The 16,373-nt window shown below is 65.4% G+C and carries 15 protein-coding genes; 9 read left to right on the top strand and 6 right to left on the bottom strand.

The genetic code is table 11. The features are described from left to right. The first annotated feature begins 3 nt into the window (after window positions 1-3). The 8 genes from gspL to OX462_RS26700 all read left to right on the top strand — a co-directional run bounded on the left by gspL (window position 4) and on the right by OX462_RS26700 (window position 10,349). Window positions 4-1,233 carry a type II secretion system protein GspL gene (gene gspL / locus OX462_RS26735; RefSeq protein ID WP_409027403.1) on the top strand — a complete coding sequence of 410 codons (1,230 nt, stop codon included), beginning with the start codon at window positions 4-6 and terminating at the stop codon, window positions 1,231-1,233. Further along, window positions 1,230-1,778, top strand: a complete 549-nt coding sequence (gene gspM / locus OX462_RS26730) for a type II secretion system protein M (RefSeq protein ID WP_070289481.1) — start codon at window positions 1,230-1,232, stop codon at window positions 1,776-1,778. Before gspL ends, gspM begins: the two co-directional genes overlap by 4 nt. Further along, window positions 1,775-2,551 (top strand): type II secretion system protein N, encoded by a 777-nt coding sequence (locus OX462_RS26725; protein ID WP_034753051.1) that lies wholly within the window; start codon window positions 1,775-1,777, stop codon window positions 2,549-2,551. The genes gspM and OX462_RS26725 overlap by 4 nt, the downstream gene beginning before the upstream one ends. Then, window positions 2,548-4,779 carry a type II secretion system secretin GspD gene (gene gspD / locus OX462_RS26720; RefSeq protein WP_409027402.1) on the top strand — a complete coding sequence of 744 codons (2,232 nt, stop codon included), beginning with the start codon at window positions 2,548-2,550 and terminating at the stop codon, window positions 4,777-4,779. The genes OX462_RS26725 and gspD overlap by 4 nt, the downstream gene beginning before the upstream one ends. A gap of 10 nt (window positions 4,780-4,789) precedes the next feature. Next, window positions 4,790-6,211, top strand: coding sequence for a type II secretion system ATPase GspE (gene gspE / locus OX462_RS26715; protein ID WP_070289484.1), 1,422 nt, complete (start codon window positions 4,790-4,792; stop codon window positions 6,209-6,211). 10 nt (window positions 6,212-6,221) lie between these two features. Continuing rightward, window positions 6,222-7,442 carry a type II secretion system inner membrane protein GspF gene (gspF, locus tag OX462_RS26710; RefSeq protein WP_070289485.1) on the top strand — a complete coding sequence of 407 codons (1,221 nt, stop codon included), beginning with the start codon at window positions 6,222-6,224 and terminating at the stop codon, window positions 7,440-7,442. Between the two features lie 16 nt (window positions 7,443-7,458). Beyond that, window positions 7,459-8,025 carry a type II secretion system protein N gene (locus tag OX462_RS26705; protein ID WP_099408037.1) on the top strand — a complete coding sequence of 189 codons (567 nt, stop codon included), beginning with the start codon at window positions 7,459-7,461 and terminating at the stop codon, window positions 8,023-8,025. A 68-nt stretch (window positions 8,026-8,093) separates the two neighbouring features. Next, complete coding sequence (locus OX462_RS26700; RefSeq protein ID WP_070220864.1) at window positions 8,094-10,349, top strand: patatin-like phospholipase family protein; 2,256 nt, start codon at window positions 8,094-8,096, stop codon at window positions 10,347-10,349. Here OX462_RS26700 and OX462_RS26695 read toward each other — a convergent pair. Continuing rightward, on the bottom strand, window positions 10,322-11,107 hold the full coding sequence (locus OX462_RS26695; RefSeq protein WP_070220862.1) for a helix-turn-helix domain-containing protein: 786 nt from the start codon (window positions 11,105-11,107) through the stop codon (window positions 10,322-10,324). The two genes, OX462_RS26700 and OX462_RS26695, sit on opposite strands and share 28 nt — an antisense overlap. Window positions 11,108-11,275: 168 nt before the next feature. On the opposite strand from OX462_RS26695, the gene OX462_RS26690 reads away from it, so the two are divergent. Continuing rightward, window positions 11,276-11,890: an outer membrane protein gene (locus OX462_RS26690; protein WP_070220860.1), complete on the top strand. Its 615-nt coding sequence runs from the start codon at window positions 11,276-11,278 to the stop codon at window positions 11,888-11,890. A 66-nt stretch (window positions 11,891-11,956) separates the two neighbouring features. Here the strand turns inward: OX462_RS26690 and OX462_RS26685 are convergent, their stop codons facing one another. The 5 genes from OX462_RS26685 to OX462_RS26665 form a co-directional block, all read right to left on the bottom strand. Then, complete coding sequence (locus OX462_RS26685) at window positions 11,957-12,151, bottom strand: hypothetical protein (protein ID WP_070220858.1); 195 nt, start codon at window positions 12,149-12,151, stop codon at window positions 11,957-11,959. 14 nt (window positions 12,152-12,165) lie between these two features. Next, window positions 12,166-13,518 (bottom strand): ATP-dependent protease ATPase subunit HslU, encoded by a 1,353-nt coding sequence (gene hslU, locus OX462_RS26680; RefSeq protein ID WP_070220905.1) that lies wholly within the window; start codon window positions 13,516-13,518, stop codon window positions 12,166-12,168. 37 nt (window positions 13,519-13,555) lie between these two features. After that, window positions 13,556-14,092: an ATP-dependent protease subunit HslV gene (gene hslV, locus OX462_RS26675; RefSeq protein ID WP_010394217.1), complete on the bottom strand. Its 537-nt coding sequence runs from the start codon at window positions 14,090-14,092 to the stop codon at window positions 13,556-13,558. A 221-nt stretch (window positions 14,093-14,313) separates the two neighbouring features. Further along, on the bottom strand, window positions 14,314-14,766 hold the full coding sequence (dksA, locus tag OX462_RS26670; protein ID WP_034753066.1) for an RNA polymerase-binding protein DksA: 453 nt from the start codon (window positions 14,764-14,766) through the stop codon (window positions 14,314-14,316). A 481-nt stretch (window positions 14,767-15,247) separates the two neighbouring features. Beyond that, a complete protein-coding gene (locus tag OX462_RS26665) occupies window positions 15,248-16,318 on the bottom strand; it encodes a CobW family GTP-binding protein (RefSeq protein WP_409027401.1) in 1,071 nt (356 codons plus the stop codon). Window positions 16,319-16,373: the final 55 nt, after the last annotated feature.

Raw genomic sequence — 16,373 nt, 5'->3', positions numbered from 1 at the left:
ACTTTGACAATATTGTATATCCGTCACCCGGCCAAGGCGTCCACTGACAGCGCGCCCGCCTGCTCCTTCGTGCTGGCCGGCGACGGCGGCGCCTTGCTGCAGCAGGGCAGCGCGCCGCTGGGCAGCCTGGGCCAGCTGATCGCCGGCGCGAAGCAGGTGGTGCTGCTGCTGGCGGCGGCCGACGTGACCCTGCTGCGCCTGAAAGCCCCGCCGCTGGCCGGCGCCCGTTTGCGCGCGGCCTTGCCGGGACTGGTGGAAGAACACATCCTCGGCGACGCCCAGGATTGCCTGCTGGCCGCCGGCGCGCCCGACGCGTCCGGCATGCGCACGGTGGCCGTCGCGCAGCGCGCCTGGGCCGAGGTACTCGTGAAAGCCTTGCTGGCGCAGGGCGCGCGCAAGGTGGCGCTGCTGCCTTCGCAGCTGTGCCTGCCCTTGCAGCCGGGCAGCGTGACGGCATCCTTGCACGCGGCCGGCGACGGCCTGGAACTGGCCTTGCGCCAGGCGCCGCAAGAGGGCCTGGGCCTGGTCTTGCCGGCCCAGCCGCAGCAGGCGCTGCTGACGACGCGCGCGTTTGCCGGCGACGTGCCCCTGACGGTTTATGTGGCGCAGGCCGAGCTGGCGCAGTATCAACAGCTGGCCGCCGGCATGCATGGTGTGACGGTGGAATCCGACCACTGGGCGCACTGGATCGCCGGCGCAAAGGGCGTGGGGCTGGACCTGGCTCCTGCCTTGGGCACGGCGACGGGATCGGCCACCGAGTGGCGCCGCTGGCGCTGGCCCATCCGTCTGGCGCTGCTGGCCGTGGTCGTCAACCTGGCCGGCATGAATATCGAATGGATGCGTTTGAAGCGCGAGGCCGCCACCGTGCGCACCTCGATGCAGCAAACCTTCAAGGCCGCGTATCCGAACGAAGCGCCCGTGTATGGGCTGGAAGCGGAGCAGATGCGGCGTAATATCGCCGCCGCCCGCCTGCAAAGCGGGCAGGCAAGCATGGATGACTTCACCAGCATGAGCGCGGCCCTGGGCGAGGCGCTGGGCGGCCTGGCCGGGCGCGGCGTGGTGGCCTCGCTGGAATACCGCGAGCGCAGCCTGATCGTCAAGCTGAAGCCGGACATGGTCGACGCCAGCGCCCAGGCGCAGGTGCGCGACGGCCTGGCCGCGCGCAAGCTGGCCTTGAATGAAACGGCGCCTGGCGTGTGGAAGATCACGCCGGCCACGGGAGCAAAAGCATGAGTGCAGCAGTGAACAAGGCGCGCGCCGCGTGGATGGGGCGGCAGCAGGCCGTGCAGGCCTTCTGGGCCGAGCGCACGCAGCAGGAGCGCAAGCTCTTGAGCATCGGCGGCGTAGTGGCGGGCCTGGCCCTCGTCTACGCCGTGTTTTTCGAGCCGGCCTGGACGGGCCGCATCGCCTTGCAAAAGAGCTTGCCCGAGCTGCGCCAGAACGCGGCCCAGCTGCAGGCGCTGGCGCGTGAAGCGGGCGAGCTGGCGCGCCAGGCGCCCGTGCAGGTGGCGCCCATGAGCCGCGACAGCCTCGACGCCTCGCTCAAGGCGCGCGGCCTGGCGCCGCAATCGCTGTCGCTGACGGGAGAGTATGCGCGCGTGCAGTTGAACGGCGTGCCGTTCGCCAGCGTCATGCTGTGGCTGGACGGCTTGCGCCGCGAAGGCCGCATCGCCGTGCAGGAAGCGAAGATCACGGCGCAGACGGTGCAGGACAAGGCGGTGGCGGGCCTGGTCGACGCCAGCCTGACCCTGCACCAGAGCCCGGGCGCGGCACGATGATGCGCCTGCTTGGCTGGCTGCTGGCCATCATCGTCAGCGTCTGCGTCACCCTGCTGGTGTTTTTCCCGGCCAGCTGGGTCGCTGGCATCGTGGAAAAGCAGACGGGCGGACGTTTGACCTTGGGCGACGCGCAAGGTACCCTGTGGCGCGGCTCGGCCTTTATCGGCGGGGCGGCCAGTGCGAATGGCGCCGTGACGCCCCTGCTGCCGGGGCGTTTCAGCTGGCGCATTTCTCCCTCGGTGCTGTGGGGATCGGCGGACGTGGAACTGCAGAACCCGCAGGCGCTGTCGCAGCCGGTGAACCTGCGCGGCTCGTGGTCGCACTGGCAAGTCAGCCCGGCAGCCCTGCTGCTGCCGGCCGATGGCCTCGGCGGTCTCGGTGCGCCGTTAAATACCGTGGCGCCGACGGGCAGCATGCGCCTGTCGTGGAGCACCTTGCAGCTGGCCCTGGAGCAGCGGCAGTTTTCCGCCGTCGGCCGCACCACCCTGCAGATGACGGACATGGCGTCGCGCCTGTCGTCCCTGCGTCCGCTGGGCAGCTACGAGCTCGATTTCGATTGGCAGGGGCAGCAGGCGACGTTGACCTTGCGCTCCATCAAGGGACCGCTGCTGCTTGACGGCAGCGGCAGCCTGCAACAGGGGCGCATGCAGTTTTCCGGCCAGGCCCAGGCCGCAGCAGGATATGAAGAGACCTTGGCGAGTTTGTTGAATTTGCTGGGACAGCGCCGTAGCAATAGCGAAAAAAACATCATCGCCTTAGAGTTCAGACAATGAAAAAACCATCCGTGAGCCCAATTACCTCCTCCTTCTCGCTGCGCCGCCTGTCGGCCGCCGCCTTGCTGTGCTGTTCCGTGGCCGGCATGCCGGCGCCCGTCTGGGCCGCGCCCGGCGATGAGGCGGCGCTCAATTTCGTCGGCGCCGACATCGAATCGGTGATCAAGGCGGTGGGCCATTACACCAACATCAATTTCGTCATCGACCCGCGCGTCAAGGGCACGATCACCCTGGTGTCGGAAAAATCGATCAGCAAGTCGCAAGCCTTCGGGCTGCTCGCTTCCGCGCTGCGCCTGCAGGGCTACGCGGTGGTCTCCGGCGACGGCTATGCGAAGGTAGTGCCCGAAGCGGACGCCAAGCTGCAATCCGTGCCGACCCAGGTGGGCAATGGCGCCAGCCAGGTGAAGGGCGACCAGATCGCCACCCAGGTGTTTTACCTGAACTACGAATCGTCGGCCAACCTGCTGGCCGTGCTGCGCCCCCTGATTTCGCCGAACAACACGATCAACGCCAACCCGGGCAACAACTCGCTGGTGATCACCGATTACGCCGATAACCTCAAGCGCCTGGCGAAGATCATCGCCGCGCTCGACGTGCCCGCCTCGACGGACCTGGACGTGATCCCCGTGCGCTATGCCATCGCATCCGACCTGGCCTCGATGGTGAACAAACTGATGGAAGGCGGAAATGCGGGCGCCGCCGCAGGAGCAGACGCGGGCAAGGTCTCCGTGCTGGCCGACCCGCGCACCAATTCGCTGGTGCTGCGCGCGCCGTCGGCGGCGCGCGCCAACCTGGCCAAGTCGCTGATCTCGAAGCTGGACCAGCCCACCACGCAGCTGGGCAACGTGCACGTGGTGTACCTGAAAAATGCGGACGCCACCAAGCTGGCGCAGACCCTGCGCTCGGTGGTGACGTCGGACGGCACGGCCGCCACGGCGCAGCAGGGCGTCGGCAACCAGAATACGAATAACCAGATCAGCCAGAACAACAGCGGCATGAACAGCACTGGCCTGGGCGGCAATACGCAAAGCGGCACCACGGGCGGCGCATCGCTGAGCAACGGGCCGCAGCAGCTGTCGTCGGGCGGGGCGGCCGGTTTCATCCAGGCCGATGCTTCTACCAACACCCTGATCCTGACCTGCAACGAAGCCGTCTACCGCAACCTGCGCGCCGTGATCGACCAGCTCGACGTGCGCCGCGCCCAGGTCTACATCGAGGCGCTGATCGTCGAAGTGACGTCGGCCAAGGCGTCCGAATTCGGCGTGCAGTGGCTGGGGCTTTCCGGCGACAGCACCAGCAACTACCGCGTGGGCGCGCTGCAGTCGTTCGCCAGCGGCACCACCAACAACATCGGCGCCATCGCCACGGGCGGCGGCAAGGTCTTGCCGACGGGCGGCCTGACCTTGGGCATCTTCAAGCAGATCAACGGCGCGCTGGGCCTGGGCGCCGTGGCGCATGCGCTGGAATCGGACGGCAACGCCAACATCCTGTCGACGCCGAACCTGATCACCCTGGACAACGAGCTGGCGACCATCAAGGTGGGCCAGAACGTGCCTATCCTGACGGGCCAGTACACGAGCACGGCCGGCACCAACACGAATCCGTTCCAGACCATCGACCGCAAGGAAGTGGGCCTGACCCTGAAGGTGCGTCCGCAGATTTCCGAAGGCGGCACGATCAAGCTGGGCATCTATCACGAGACGTCGAGCGTGGACAAATCCACGGCGTCGGCCGTCAGCGGCATCACCATCAACAACCGCGTGATCGAAAACAATGTGCTGGCCGACGATGGCCAGATCATCGTGCTCGGCGGCCTGATCGAGGACAGCACGGGCGACAATGCCGAGAAGGTGCGCGGCCTGGGCGATATTCCCGTGCTGGGCAACCTGTTCAAGTACCAGACGCGCGAGCGCAAGAAAACCAATCTGATGATCTTCCTGCGCCCCGTCATCGTGCGCAACAAGGAGCAGAGCGGCAGCCTGGCGGCCGACCGCTACGACTACATGCGCTCGGCCGAGACGGCCGCCGTGCCGGCCACGGGCAACCTGATGCTGAAAGACCTCGGTACGCCCGTGCTGCCGGCCCTGCAGGATGGCCAGCCCGTGGGCGGCAACATGGTGACGCGTCCCGTGCCGCCGGCACCGACGCCGCCGCCAGGCGCGCCGGCCAATGCCGCTACGCCGCCGCAGCCGCTGCTGCAGCAGTATCAGCAACAGCCGCAGAAGTGATGGGGCAGTCATGAGCAATCTGCTTCCCTACGCCTACGCGCGCGATTTCGGCCTGCTGGCCCGGCCCGGCGCCGTCGACGGCGCCCCCGTCGAGGTACTGGTGGCCGCATCGACGGCGCCGGCGGCGATTGCCGAAGTGTCGCGCCGTTTCGGCCAGATTCAATTGACGGTGCTGCCGCGCGGCGAGCTCGATGCGGCCATTGCCGGCGCCTACGCGGGCGGCGGCGGCGATGCGTCGCAGATGGCCGATGAATTCGACGCCGACCTCGATCTCACCAAGCTGCTGCAGGACGTGCCGGCCATCGAGGACTTGCTCGAATCGTCAGACGACGCGCCCGTCATCCGCATGATCAACGCGCTGCTCACGCAGGCGCTGCGCGAAGGCGCGTCCGACATCCATATCGAGCCGTTCGAGCAAACGTCCGTCGTGCGCTTCCGCATCGACGGCAGCCTGCGCGACGTGGTGCGTCCCCGCAAAGCCATCCACGGCTCGCTGATCTCGCGCATCAAGATCATGGCGCAGCTCGACATCGCGGAAAAACGCCTGCCGCAGGACGGCCGCATCACCCTGCGCGTGGGCGGCAAACCCGTCGACGTGCGCGTCTCGACCCTGCCCACGGGGCATGGCGAACGGGCCGTATTGCGCTTGCTGGACAAGGAAGCGGGCCGCCTCGACCTGCAGCACCTGGGCATGAGCGCGCCCATGCTGGCGCAGTTCGATGGCCTGATCACGCAGCCGCACGGCATCGTGCTCGTCACCGGTCCCACCGGCTCGGGCAAGACGACGACCTTGTATGCGGCGCTGTCGATGCTCAACGCCACGACGACGAATATCCTGACGGTGGAAGACCCGATCGAGTACGACCTGGCCGGCGTGGGCCAGACGCAAGTCAATCCGCGCATCGACATGACCTTTGCCAAGGCGCTGCGGGCGATTTTGCGGCAGGATCCCGACGTGATCATGATCGGCGAGATCCGCGACCTGGAAACGGCGCAGATCGCCGTGCAGGCGTCGCTGACGGGCCACCTGGTGCTGGCGACCCTGCACACGAACGACGCGTCGGCGGCGGTCACGCGCTTGCTCGACATGGGCATCGAACCGTTCCTGCTGTCGTCGTCTCTCTTGGGCGTGCTGGCGCAGCGGCTGGTGCGCAAACTGTGCGGCGCGTGCAAGACCTTCGATGGCCAGTACTGGCAGGCGGTCGGCTGCGAACATTGCGGCCAGACGGGCTACCAGGGCCGCGTGGGCGTGTATGAATTGCTGCGCACGACGGAGCAGATCCGCGCGCAGATCCACAACCGTGCGTCGGAAGCGGAAGTGCGCGCCGTCGCCCTGCAGGACGGCATGACGAGCATGCGCGAGGATGGCGAACGCTGGCTGCGCGACGGCACCACCACGCAGGCTGAATTGCTGCGCGTGACCAAAGACTAGGCCCGCCACCATGCCCGCATTCCGCTATGAAGCCGTCGACGCCCAGGGCGCCACCCGCAAGGGCGTGCTCAATGCCGACAGTCCCCGTTCCGCGCGCGCCGAGTTGCGCGTGCAAGGCCTGGTGCCGCTGGCCGTCGAACCGATCGCCGCGCAGGTCGACGCCGCCGGCGTCACCAGACGGCGCGGCTTCGGCGAGCGCCTGTCCAGCACCGAGCTGGCCCTGTTTACGCGCCAGCTGGCCAGTTTGCTCGAAGCGGGCCTGCCGCTGGAGCAGGCCTTTTCCGCGCTGCTGGAACAGGCCGAGCGGCCGTATCTGCGCGACCTGATCGCCTCGATCCGTTCGGAAGTGATCGGCGGCGCCGCGTTCTCCGACGTGCTGGCGCGCCATCCGCGCGATTTCGCCGAGATTTACCGGGCGCTGGTGGCGTCGGGCGAGCAGATCGGCCATTTGTCGCGCGTGCTCTCGCGCCTGGCCGACTATATCGAACGGCGCAATGCGCTGGTGCAGAAGGTCAAGCTGGCGTTTACCTATCCGGCCATCGTCACGGTGGTGGCGTTTTCCATCGTCATTTTCCTGCTCACCTACGTGGTGCCGCAGATCGTCTCCGTGTTCGCCAATACCAAGCAAAAGCTGCCCATGCTGACCGTGATCATGCTGGCGCTGTCGGACTTCGTGCGCAACTACGGCATCGTCGTGGCGATCGCCCTTGCCGGCGCCTGGTTCGCCTGGCGCCGCGCGCTGCAGCAGCCGGCATTGAAACGGCGCTGGCATACCTGGCTGCTGACGGCGCCTTTGTACGGCAAGTTCGAACGCAGCCTGAATACGGCGCGCTTTGCCAGCACCCTGGCCATTACCACGGGTTCCGGCGTGCCTATCCTGCGCGCGCTCGACACCAGCCGCGACACCTTGACCAACGTGGCGATGCAGGAACTGGTGAGCGATGCCAGCGGCGCCGTGCGCGAAGGCGTGAGCCTGGCGCGCGCGCTGTCGGCGCAAAAGCATTTTCCGCCCATGCTGATCCACATGATACGCGCGGGCGAAATCACGGGCGAGCTGCCGGCCATGCTGGAACGCGCGGCCAGCGCGCAGGAGCAGGACCTGGAGCGCCGCACGCTCACCATTGCCGGCCTGCTGGAGCCGGCCCTGATCCTGGCCATGGGCGTGGTGGTGCTGCTGATCGTGCTGGCCGTGCTGATGCCGATTATCGAAATCAATCAGCTCGTCAGATAAGAAAACCAAGGAAGCCATGAAGCGTTTGCCTCAATTTACAAGTTTGCTCGCCGTCGTGGCGCTGTCCGTGTCGCTGGCCTACTGGGCCATGCAGCTGTTCAAGGCGCCGCAGCGCCCCATCAATCCACCGGCCGTACCGGTGGTGCAGGATGCCAGCGTGGAGGCGGGCGCCTCGCTGTTCGGCGGCCAGGTCAGCGTGGCCACGGCCAGCAATTACCAGCTCAAGGGCGTGGTCGCCGCCGGCAATGGCCGCGGCAGCGTGGCCATCATCTCGACCGATGGCAAGCCGTCCGTGGCCTTGCCGGAAGGCGCCGAGGTGGTGCCTGGCGTGACGGTGCTGGAAGTGCATGCGCGCCACGTGCTGCTGCGCGATGGCGGCGTAAGCAAGCGCATCGACCTGGTGGCCGACGACAAGGCACTGGCCTTGCCGGGGCCAGTGTCCGCCACCCCCGCGCCGGCACCAGCCCCCGCGCCGGCAACGAACCTGGTGCCGCCGCCGCTGCCGATGGAACAGCAGCGTCCGGCGACCGTGATGCCGGCGCCGCCGCAGGTGACGACCAGTACGCCGCCGCCGTCGAATTAACGCCAATTAACGCTGTTCTTATCGTATTTTGCCGATGGCGCCATGCCGCCGTCGCGACAGGAGTCTTCATGTTCTCGATCCGTGCCGTCCTGGCGGGCTGCGTGGCGGCGCTGTGCGTCTTGCCGCAAGCCGGCGCCGCCGCTGACGTTCCCGCCGCCGCTTCCTCCGCTCCCGCACTGGCCGTTTCTGCGCCGGCACCGGCGCGTCCGCGCATCGCCCTCGTGCTGTCGGGCGGCGGCGCGCGCGGTCTCGCGCATATCGGCGTATTGAAAGTGCTGCAGGAGCTGCACGTGCCGATCGACATGGTGGTGGGCACCAGCATGGGCGGCGTGGTGGGCGGGGCGTATGCGGCCGGCGCTTCCGTGGCGGACCTGGAAAAGATGGCGCGCGAGACCAACTGGGCGCGCGTGGTGGCCGACCGGCCGCCGCGCGACGAACTGGCGTTCCGCCGCCGGGAGGAAGATTTATTGCTGCCGTCGCGCATCGAATTTGGCACCAGCCGCAACGGCATTTCCACGCCGCCGGCAGCGGCCAGCAATGCGGCCCTGGAAATGGCCTTGAACCGGCTGCTGCCGGCCGGCATGCGCGACCGTCCCGCCAGCCAGCTGCCGCTGCCTTTCCGCTCGGTGGCGTCGGACCTGGTCAATGGCGAGCTGGTGGAGCTGGTCGATACGCCCCTGTTCCTGTCGATGCGCGCCTCGCTGGCCGTGCCGGGCGTGTTTGCTCCCGTGCGCGTGAACAACCGCCTGGTGGTCGACGGAGGCCTGGTGCGCAACCTGCCCGTCGACATGGCGCGCGCCATGGGCGCCGACATCATCATTGCCGTCAACGTGGGCACGCCGCTGGCGCCGGAAAAAGAGCTGGGCAGCGCCATCGGCGTGGCGCAGCAGATGCTGCAGATCCTCACGGAGCAGAACGTGCAGCGCTCGCTCAAGGAGCTGCAGCCGCAGGACATCCTGGTGGCGCCCGACCTGACGGGCGTCAGTTTCCTCGACTTTGAAAACTATGCGCGCGCCATGCGCGCCGGCGAACAGGCGGCGCAGGCACTGGCCGCCCGCCTGGCGCCGCTGGCGCTGTCGCCGGAACAGTATGCGGCGCGCGAGCAGCTGCGCCTGGCGGCGCCGGCCCTGCTGGACGTGGCCTTGCCGCTCACGCGCCTGGCCGTGGAAAGCGAAGGCGATATCAATCCGCGCATCCTGCAGGCGCAATCGGGCCTGGTGGAAGGGCAGGCCGTCAGCCAGGAAGATGTGCTCAAGGCGGCGGCCAGGTTGTATGGCCGCGGCGACGTGGCGCGCGTGGAGACGGAAGTGGTCGACGCAGGCGAGCAGCGCGCCGTCACCATCAAGGCGGTCGAAGCGCCGTGGGCCAGCAGCCGCTTGCGCGTGGGTCTGGAAATGGCCAGCGATTTCAGGGACAGCAATACCTTTGCCCTGAAGCTGCTGCATGTGCGCTCGAACTTGAACAGTTGGGGCGGCGAATTGCGCAGCATGGTGCAGATCGGCACGGCGCGCAATTTCGGGGTGCAGTACTGGCAGCCGCTGGGCGCCGGCAACCCGTGGTATATCGCGCCATCGTTCCAGTACACCTCCCAGGCGGTCGACCTGTTCGACAAGGGACGGCGCAATGCGCGCGTCGCCTACAGCGGCCAGGGCGCCAGCCTGGTGCTGGGGCGCCAGTTCGGTTTCTGGGGCGATCTGCAGTTCGGCGTCACGCGCAGCGAAGTCAAGGCGGACGTCAGCATCCCCGCCGACCCGTCCTACCCCAAGGAGCGGGCGCTGGGCACCAACCAGTTCGTCCAGTTCCGCGTCGATACGCTCGATTCGCCCGGTTTCCCCACGCGCGGCGTGCTGTTCGACGCCACCTGGACGCGCTCCGCGACCACCGGTACGGGCGAGTCGGGCCTGGGGCGCTCCGCCATCACGGGCCTGAAGGCGTTTGGCAGCGGCAATTGGGCCGGCCATGTGTATGGCGAATGGGCGCGCGCGCAACGGGGCGAGGCGCCGCTCAGCCTGGGCGGCTTCCTGCGCCTGTCCGGCACGCAGTTCGAGTCGGTGACGGGGCGCAGCGTGGCCCTGGCGCGCTTCGTGATGGCGCGCCGCATCGGTTCCCTGCCCAGCACCCTGGGTGGCGCCGTGCGGGCCGGCTTTTCGCTGGAAATGGGCGGCGGCTTCGATCAGAGCGAGCGCTGGAAAGCCACCAAGTTCACGCAGGCCAGCAGCGCCTTCATCTCGGTCGATACGCGCTTCGGTCCCGTGTATGTGGCCTCGGGCGCATCGAAGGGCGGCGAGAGCACGCTTTACCTGTTCCTGGGACCGGTCTGGTAAGGCGCCGCCGGGGCGGCGGACGCCGAGCTGCGGCGCAGGGCCGTGAAGGCGGCAAATTCCCATGAGCGAAAGCCCAGCAGCAGGGTAAAGCCGTCGCGTTCCTGCGGCGGCAGGCGGCGGTCGTTCTGGTGCAGGCGCGCCAGTTCCTCGGCCAGCTGGCGGATCTTCTGTACCAGCTCCTGTGCGCTCGACAGCGACAGGCGCGCCGGGATGCACATCAGGGTTTCACCGGCGCCGTCAAAATGCCCGCTGAAATAATCGGCCACCACATATTCGCGGAAGTACTGTTGCACCGGGCCGTCGGCCAGCCAGTGGAAAGCGTTCGAGACGCGCAGGCTGTAACGGTTCAGCGGCTTGAGTTCGATCAAGCCCAACCGGTCCAGTTCGGCCAGGCAACCGATGCATTCGGCCTGCGTCAGCGCATACGTTTCCACCACCTGCTCCAGGCTCCAGTGGCCGAGGCAGCAGATCGCCACCAGCAGCAGACGCGGATGCGCCACCAGCGACTTTTCCTGCACCAGGGTGAGCGTGTCGGCATGCGGCGTGATGTCGGCCGCGCCGCGCAGCACGTCTTCCATGGCGATGCCCGATGCCTTGCAGATCAGGGCCAGGCGCGACAGCGACATGTCGTGCTGGCCAAACATGCGCTTGACGCTCGACTCGCTCATGCCGATGCGTTCGGCCAATACCTTGTACGTGATGCCGGCGGCACGCAGTTGGGTGCGCAGCACGCGCAAAACCAGTTCAGGTGAACTCACGGAATATCCTTTTTGGTAAGTTTGGTAGCGGATGGCGGTACCGAATGTAGCCCTTAATGGAACTTTGCACAAGGTGATAGTACTTTTCGGCAAAAGCGATGACACTCCCGCTTGTGGCTCGCGCAGCGCGCTACAACCAGGCAATCCATCCACTTGTAGAGGTTATCCATGTTCCCATCTTTCCGTTTCCCCGCAGCGCTGCTGGCGCTGGCCGCCATCGCTCCCTTGCACGCCGCCGCCGCCGAACCGGCGCCGGGTCCCTTCTATGCGGGCGCCAGCTACGGCTTTCGCGCCAGCACAGGCCTCGATTGCATCGCCGGACAAAGCGATTGCGACAAAAGCAGCAAGCGCAATGGCAAGGCCTACCTGGGTTACAGTTTCGACGCGTTGCCGTTTCAGGGCGGCGTGGCCCTGCCTTCGGTTGAGCTGGTGGGGTACATGGGCGGCGAGGTCAAGTCCGGCTTCGATACGGACGCCGGCAAGCGCGCTGGCCGCGGCAAGTTCACGGGCCTCGGCATCCAGGGCGTGCTCGGCTACCAGTTCGACGCCTTTACCCTGAGCGGACGCGCCGGCGCGGCGTACACGCAGGGCAAGGTCGATTATCTGGGCGGCGGTTCGGACAAGAAGGACAAGATCGGCCTGACTTACGGCATCGGCGCGGCGTATGCGCTGAACCAGAACTGGTCGCTGCACCTCGACTGGGACCGCGTGCCGGTCAAATACAGCAGCAAGCAAACGACCAAGGTCGACATGTTTTCGCTGGGCGCGTCCTACCGTTTCTAAGGGGATGATGCTGCGGCAGAGAGTGGCCTGATGGCGGACGCCCCAACGGGGGTGTCCGCGGGCGGCCTATTTGTCCGTCTCGACTTTCAACAGCAATTTCGCCAGCAGGCGTTTTTCCTGCTGGCGCTGGCCGGACACGGTCTTTACGTGCGCCCCGGCCGTGCGCTGCAGGGCGGCCGTGGCGACGGGGTTGCGCGGTTTTTGCGAGGGTTCGACGCGGAACTGCATTTTCTGCCGCGTCGCCAATGCCTTGTTTGCCATCGGTCCCTCCTTGATTACAGCACGTAGCGCGACAGGTCCTCGTTGACCGACAGCGCTTCCAGGCGTTCGTTGACGTACGCGGCATCGATCACCAGCAGGTTTTCCGTGCTGCTGCTGCCTTCGCTGGCCGTAAACGACACTTCTTCCAGCAGTTTTTCCATCACCGTGTGCAGCCGGCGCGCGCCGATGTTTTCCGTGCGCTCGTTGACCGAATAGGCGATTTCCGCCAGGCGCGTGATGCCTTCCGGCGCGAATTGCAGTTTCAGGTTTTCCGTCGCCAGCAAGGCTTCGTACTGCATCGTCAGGCAGGCGTCGGTGCTCGTCAAAATGCGCTCGAAGTCCGCAATCGACAGCGATTCCAGCTCCACGCGGATGGGGAAGCGCCCCTGCAGCTCGGGAATCAGGTCCGACGGCTTCGACAAATGGAAGGCGCCCGAGGCGATGAACAGGATGTGGTCCGTGCGGATCATGCCATATTTCGTGTTGACGGTCGTGCCCTCGACCAGCGGCAGCAGGTCGCGCTGCACGCCGGCGCGCGAGACGTCGGCGCCGCCCGATTCCGAACGCGAGGCGATCTTGTCGATTTCGTCCAAAAACACGATGCCGTTCTGCTCGACGTTCTGGATGGCCTTCTGTTTCAGCTCATCTTCGTTGAGCAGCTTGGCCGCTTCTTCCTCGACCAGCAGTTTCAAGGCTTCCTTGATCTTGACCTTGCGCGCCTTCTTGCGCTGCCCGCCCACGCCCGAGAACATGGACTTGATCTGCTCCGTCATTTCCTCCATGCCCGGCGGCGCCATGATTTCCATCTGCGGCCCCGCCTCGGCCAGCTCGATCTCGATTTCCTTGTCATCGAGCTCGCCCTGGCGCAAGCGCTTGCGGAAGGTCTGGCGCGTGCTGTCGCCGCTGCCCGTGTCCACGGCCGCTGCCGTATTCGGCGTGAAGCCGAAGTCGCGCGCCGGCGGCACGAGAATGTCGATCACGCGGTCTTCGGCCGCATCTTCGGCGCGCGCGCGCACTTTTTTCATTTCCAGCGCGCGCGTCTGCTTGATGCCGATGTCGATCAGGTCGCGGATGATGGTGTCGACGTCGCGGCCCACATAACCGACTTCCGTAAATTTGGTCGCTTCGATCTTGATGAAGGGCGCCTCGGCCAGCTTGGCCAGGCGGCGCGCGATTTCCGTCTTGCCGACGCCCGTGGGGCCGATCATGAGGATGTTCTTGGGCGTGATTTCATGGCGCAGAGGCTCGGCCACCTGCTGGCGGCGCCAGCGGTTGCGCAGGGCGATGGCGACGGCGCGCTTGGCCTTGGCCTGGCCCACCACGTGCTTGTCGAGTTCCGTGACGATTTCCGACGGGGTCATGTTCATGATCATAGTTGGCTTTCTATTCTTTGCTCGCGGACGCTTAGTCGAGCGTCTCGATGATGTGCGACATATTCGTATAAATGCACAGCTCGGCGGCGATGGTCAGCGATTTCTTGACCACCTCGGCCGGCGACAAATCCGTGTTTTCCTGCAGCGCCTTGGCGGCGGACTGGGCATAGGTGCCGCCCGAGCCGATGGCGCCGATGCCGTCTTCCGGTTCCAGCACGTCGCCATTGCCCGTGATGACCAGGGTCGACTCGCTGTCGGCCACCAGCAGCATCGCTTCCAGGCGGCGCAGCACGCGGTCGGTGCGCCAGTCCTTGGCCAGTTCGACGGAGGCGCGCAGCAGATTGCCCTGGTGTTTTTCCAGCTTGCCTTCAAATCGGTCGAGCAGGGTAAAAGCGTCGGCGGTGCCGCCGGCAAAGCCGACCAGGACCTTGCCCTGATACAACTTACGCACTTTGCGGGCCGTGCCCTTCATGACGATGTTGCCGAGCGTTACCTGGCCGTCGCCACCCAGGGCGACTTGCTTGCCGCGCCGGACGCAGAGGATGGTGGTGCCGTGAAATTGTTCCATAGTGACCTCAAAAGATTCGTGCCGATGCGTGCAAGGCCATGCGATTGCGCGCCCATGGTTCAAACGTGGGGATGGAAAAGGCAATTGCAAGCGGCATGTGCCGCTGTCGTGCTTGCTTCAGTGTAGTCGGCGCGGGACGAAAAAAAAGCACGCAACCGGAGTCGTGTGCTTTTTATCGCCAGCGCGGGGCCGCTTGGGCGGCCGCGCCAGGGGAGGGGTGATCAGTCGCCGTACAGCTTTTGCTTCAGTTCGCGCCGTTGCTGGGCTTCCAGCGACAGGGTGGCGGTCGGACGGGCGATCAGGCGCGGGATGCCGATAGGCTCGCCCGTTTCTTCGCACCAGCCATAGTCGCCGGCATCGATGCTGGCGATCGATTGCTGTACTTTCTTCAGCAATTTGCGTTCGCGGTCGCGCGTGCGCAGTTCCAGCGCATGCTCTTCCTCGATGGTGGCGCGGTCGGCAGGGTCCGGTACGAGCACGGTTTCACGCAAGTGTTCCGTGGTTTCGCCGGCGTTTTTCAGCAGGTCTTTCTCGAGCTGCTGCAGGCGCGCCTTGAAGAATGCCAGTTGTGCCGGATTCATGTAGTCATCTTCGCTCATGGCGCGAATTTGGTCTTCGCTGATGAGAGGGATGTCTTGGTTGGCGGCCGGGGTCGATTTATTAGTTTTGGTCATAACTTCGCTTACCTTCGATACGACAGAGTTTTCAAATTGATCAGTTGATGCGGCGATACCGAGCAACTGTACAGGTTCCGCTTGGCATTGCTGTCCCGCTGTACTGCGTGCGACCTTGGCTTGCCGGCGAAAGCCAGGACTACCGGCCGGCCATGGTGCCATGTTGATAACTTTTTACCGCTCTATGCCAATCGCGCTCTGTGCGCGACAACGGGCGTGTTGGGTGGATCGCTTGCATGCCTGGCATGCGGCCAGCGGCAGTTTGCCAGCATTTCATGACAGGCTAACGACATGGGCCGTTTTCGTCGCTGATTTTGGCACGCTTTGCCTTATATTGCCATCCCGATTTGTTGACTAGCCGATCAGGGACGGCTACTTGTTGGTTTATGCCAGCAAGATCGGTGTCGGGCAGCGGGAAAGCGTGCTTAACTTTCCCTTTTGTTTCTGCTTTGCAAAGGATACTTTGCAAAACCCGGCTAGTTTATACCAAACATTGTTCGAGTCCGCGAATAAAAATGTCTTTTGGTAGATTTTTGCCAATAAAGACCATTTTGCTGCCACGCACTTCGTGTTCGCCCCATTTGGCGCCCAGGTCGCTGCCCATCAGCTGGTGCACGCCCTGGAAGACCACCTTGCGTTCGGCGCCCTGCATCAGCAGCACGCCCTTGTAGCGCAGCATGCGCGGTCCATACACTTGCACCAGGCCGCCGAGGAACTCGTCGAGCTTGGCGCTGTCGAACGGTTGCGTGCTCTTGAAAACAAAGGCGGCGATGTCGTCGCTGTGCTGCGCATGGTGATGGTCGGCATGGCCGCAATTGGCGGCACAGGCGTCGCTGTGCTCATGCGCGTGCTCATGGCCGTGCGCGTGGTCGTGATCGTGGACGTGCGCCGTCTCTGTCTCCAGGAAATCCGGGTCCAGTTCCAGCTTTTCATTCAGGTTGAAACCGCGAATGTCGAGTACTTCGGCCAGCGGCGCGCGGCCGAAATCGACCCTGGCGATGGGGGCGCGGGGATTGATGCGTTTCAAACGGCGCGTCAGGGCGGCCACGTCGTCTTCACTGACGAGGTCGGTTTTCGACAGCAGCAGCTTGTCGGCAAAGCCCACTTGCCGCTGGGCTTCCTCGTATTCATCGAGTTGCTTCATCGCATGACGCGCATCGACCACCGTGATGATGGCGTCGAGCATGTAGTGGCTGCCCACTTCTTCGTCGACAAAGAAGGTCTGCGCCACGGGGCCGGGATTGGCCAGGCCCGTCGTTTCGATGACGACGCGGTCGAACGCCAGCAGGCCGGCGTCGCGCTTGCGCGCCAGTTCCGTCAAGCCCACGATGAGGTCGCCGCGCACGGTGCAGCAGATGCAGCCGTTGTTCATCTCGATGATGTGCTCGTTGCTATCCTGCACCAGGATGTCATTGTCGATGTTTTCCTGGCCAAACTCGTTTTCGATCACGGCGATGCGCATGCCATGGTCTTCCTGCAGTATGCGGTTGAGCAAGGTGGTTTTGCCGGCACCGAGGAAACCGGTGAGGATGGTGGTTGGAATCAGTGCCATGAGAGATGCCTATGCTGTAATCGATGGTGCCGCCGCGCAAGCGGAAGAATGCGGA

The sequence above is a fragment of the Janthinobacterium aestuarii genome, assembly GCF_046113285.1.
Taxonomy (GTDB): Bacteria; Pseudomonadota; Gammaproteobacteria; order Burkholderiales; family Burkholderiaceae_D; genus Janthinobacterium.
The sequence above is the reverse complement of the archived record's forward strand: the minus strand, read 5'-3'. Positions and strand labels throughout refer to the sequence as shown.

What these genes read in the sequence shown, in the direction of transcription:
- gspM (WP_070289481.1), top strand. Translation starts at nt 1,230, where the DNA reads ATGAGTGCAGCAGTGAACAAGGCGCGCGCCGCGTGGATGGGGCGGCAG.
- OX462_RS26725 (WP_034753051.1), top strand. Translation starts at nt 1,775, where the DNA reads ATGATGCGCCTGCTTGGCTGGCTGCTGGCCATCATCGTCAGCGTCTGC.
- gspD (WP_409027402.1), top strand. Translation starts at nt 2,548, where the DNA reads ATGAAAAAACCATCCGTGAGCCCAATTACCTCCTCCTTCTCGCTGCGC.
- gspE (WP_070289484.1), top strand. Translation starts at nt 4,790, where the DNA reads ATGAGCAATCTGCTTCCCTACGCCTACGCGCGCGATTTCGGCCTGCTG.
- gspF (WP_070289485.1), top strand. Translation starts at nt 6,222, where the DNA reads ATGCCCGCATTCCGCTATGAAGCCGTCGACGCCCAGGGCGCCACCCGC.
- OX462_RS26705 (WP_099408037.1), top strand. Translation starts at nt 7,459, where the DNA reads ATGAAGCGTTTGCCTCAATTTACAAGTTTGCTCGCCGTCGTGGCGCTG.
- OX462_RS26700 (WP_070220864.1), top strand. Translation starts at nt 8,094, where the DNA reads ATGTTCTCGATCCGTGCCGTCCTGGCGGGCTGCGTGGCGGCGCTGTGC.
- OX462_RS26690 (WP_070220860.1), top strand. Translation starts at nt 11,276, where the DNA reads ATGTTCCCATCTTTCCGTTTCCCCGCAGCGCTGCTGGCGCTGGCCGCC.
- OX462_RS26685 (WP_070220858.1), bottom strand. Translation starts at nt 12,151, where the DNA reads ATGGCAAACAAGGCATTGGCGACGCGGCAGAAAATGCAGTTCCGCGTC.
- hslU (WP_070220905.1), bottom strand. Translation starts at nt 13,518, where the DNA reads ATGAACATGACCCCGTCGGAAATCGTCACGGAACTCGACAAGCACGTG.
- hslV (WP_010394217.1), bottom strand. Translation starts at nt 14,092, where the DNA reads ATGGAACAATTTCACGGCACCACCATCCTCTGCGTCCGGCGCGGCAAG.
- dksA (WP_034753066.1), bottom strand. Translation starts at nt 14,766, where the DNA reads ATGACCAAAACTAATAAATCGACCCCGGCCGCCAACCAAGACATCCCT.
- OX462_RS26665 (WP_409027401.1), bottom strand. Translation starts at nt 16,318, where the DNA reads ATGGCACTGATTCCAACCACCATCCTCACCGGTTTCCTCGGTGCCGGC.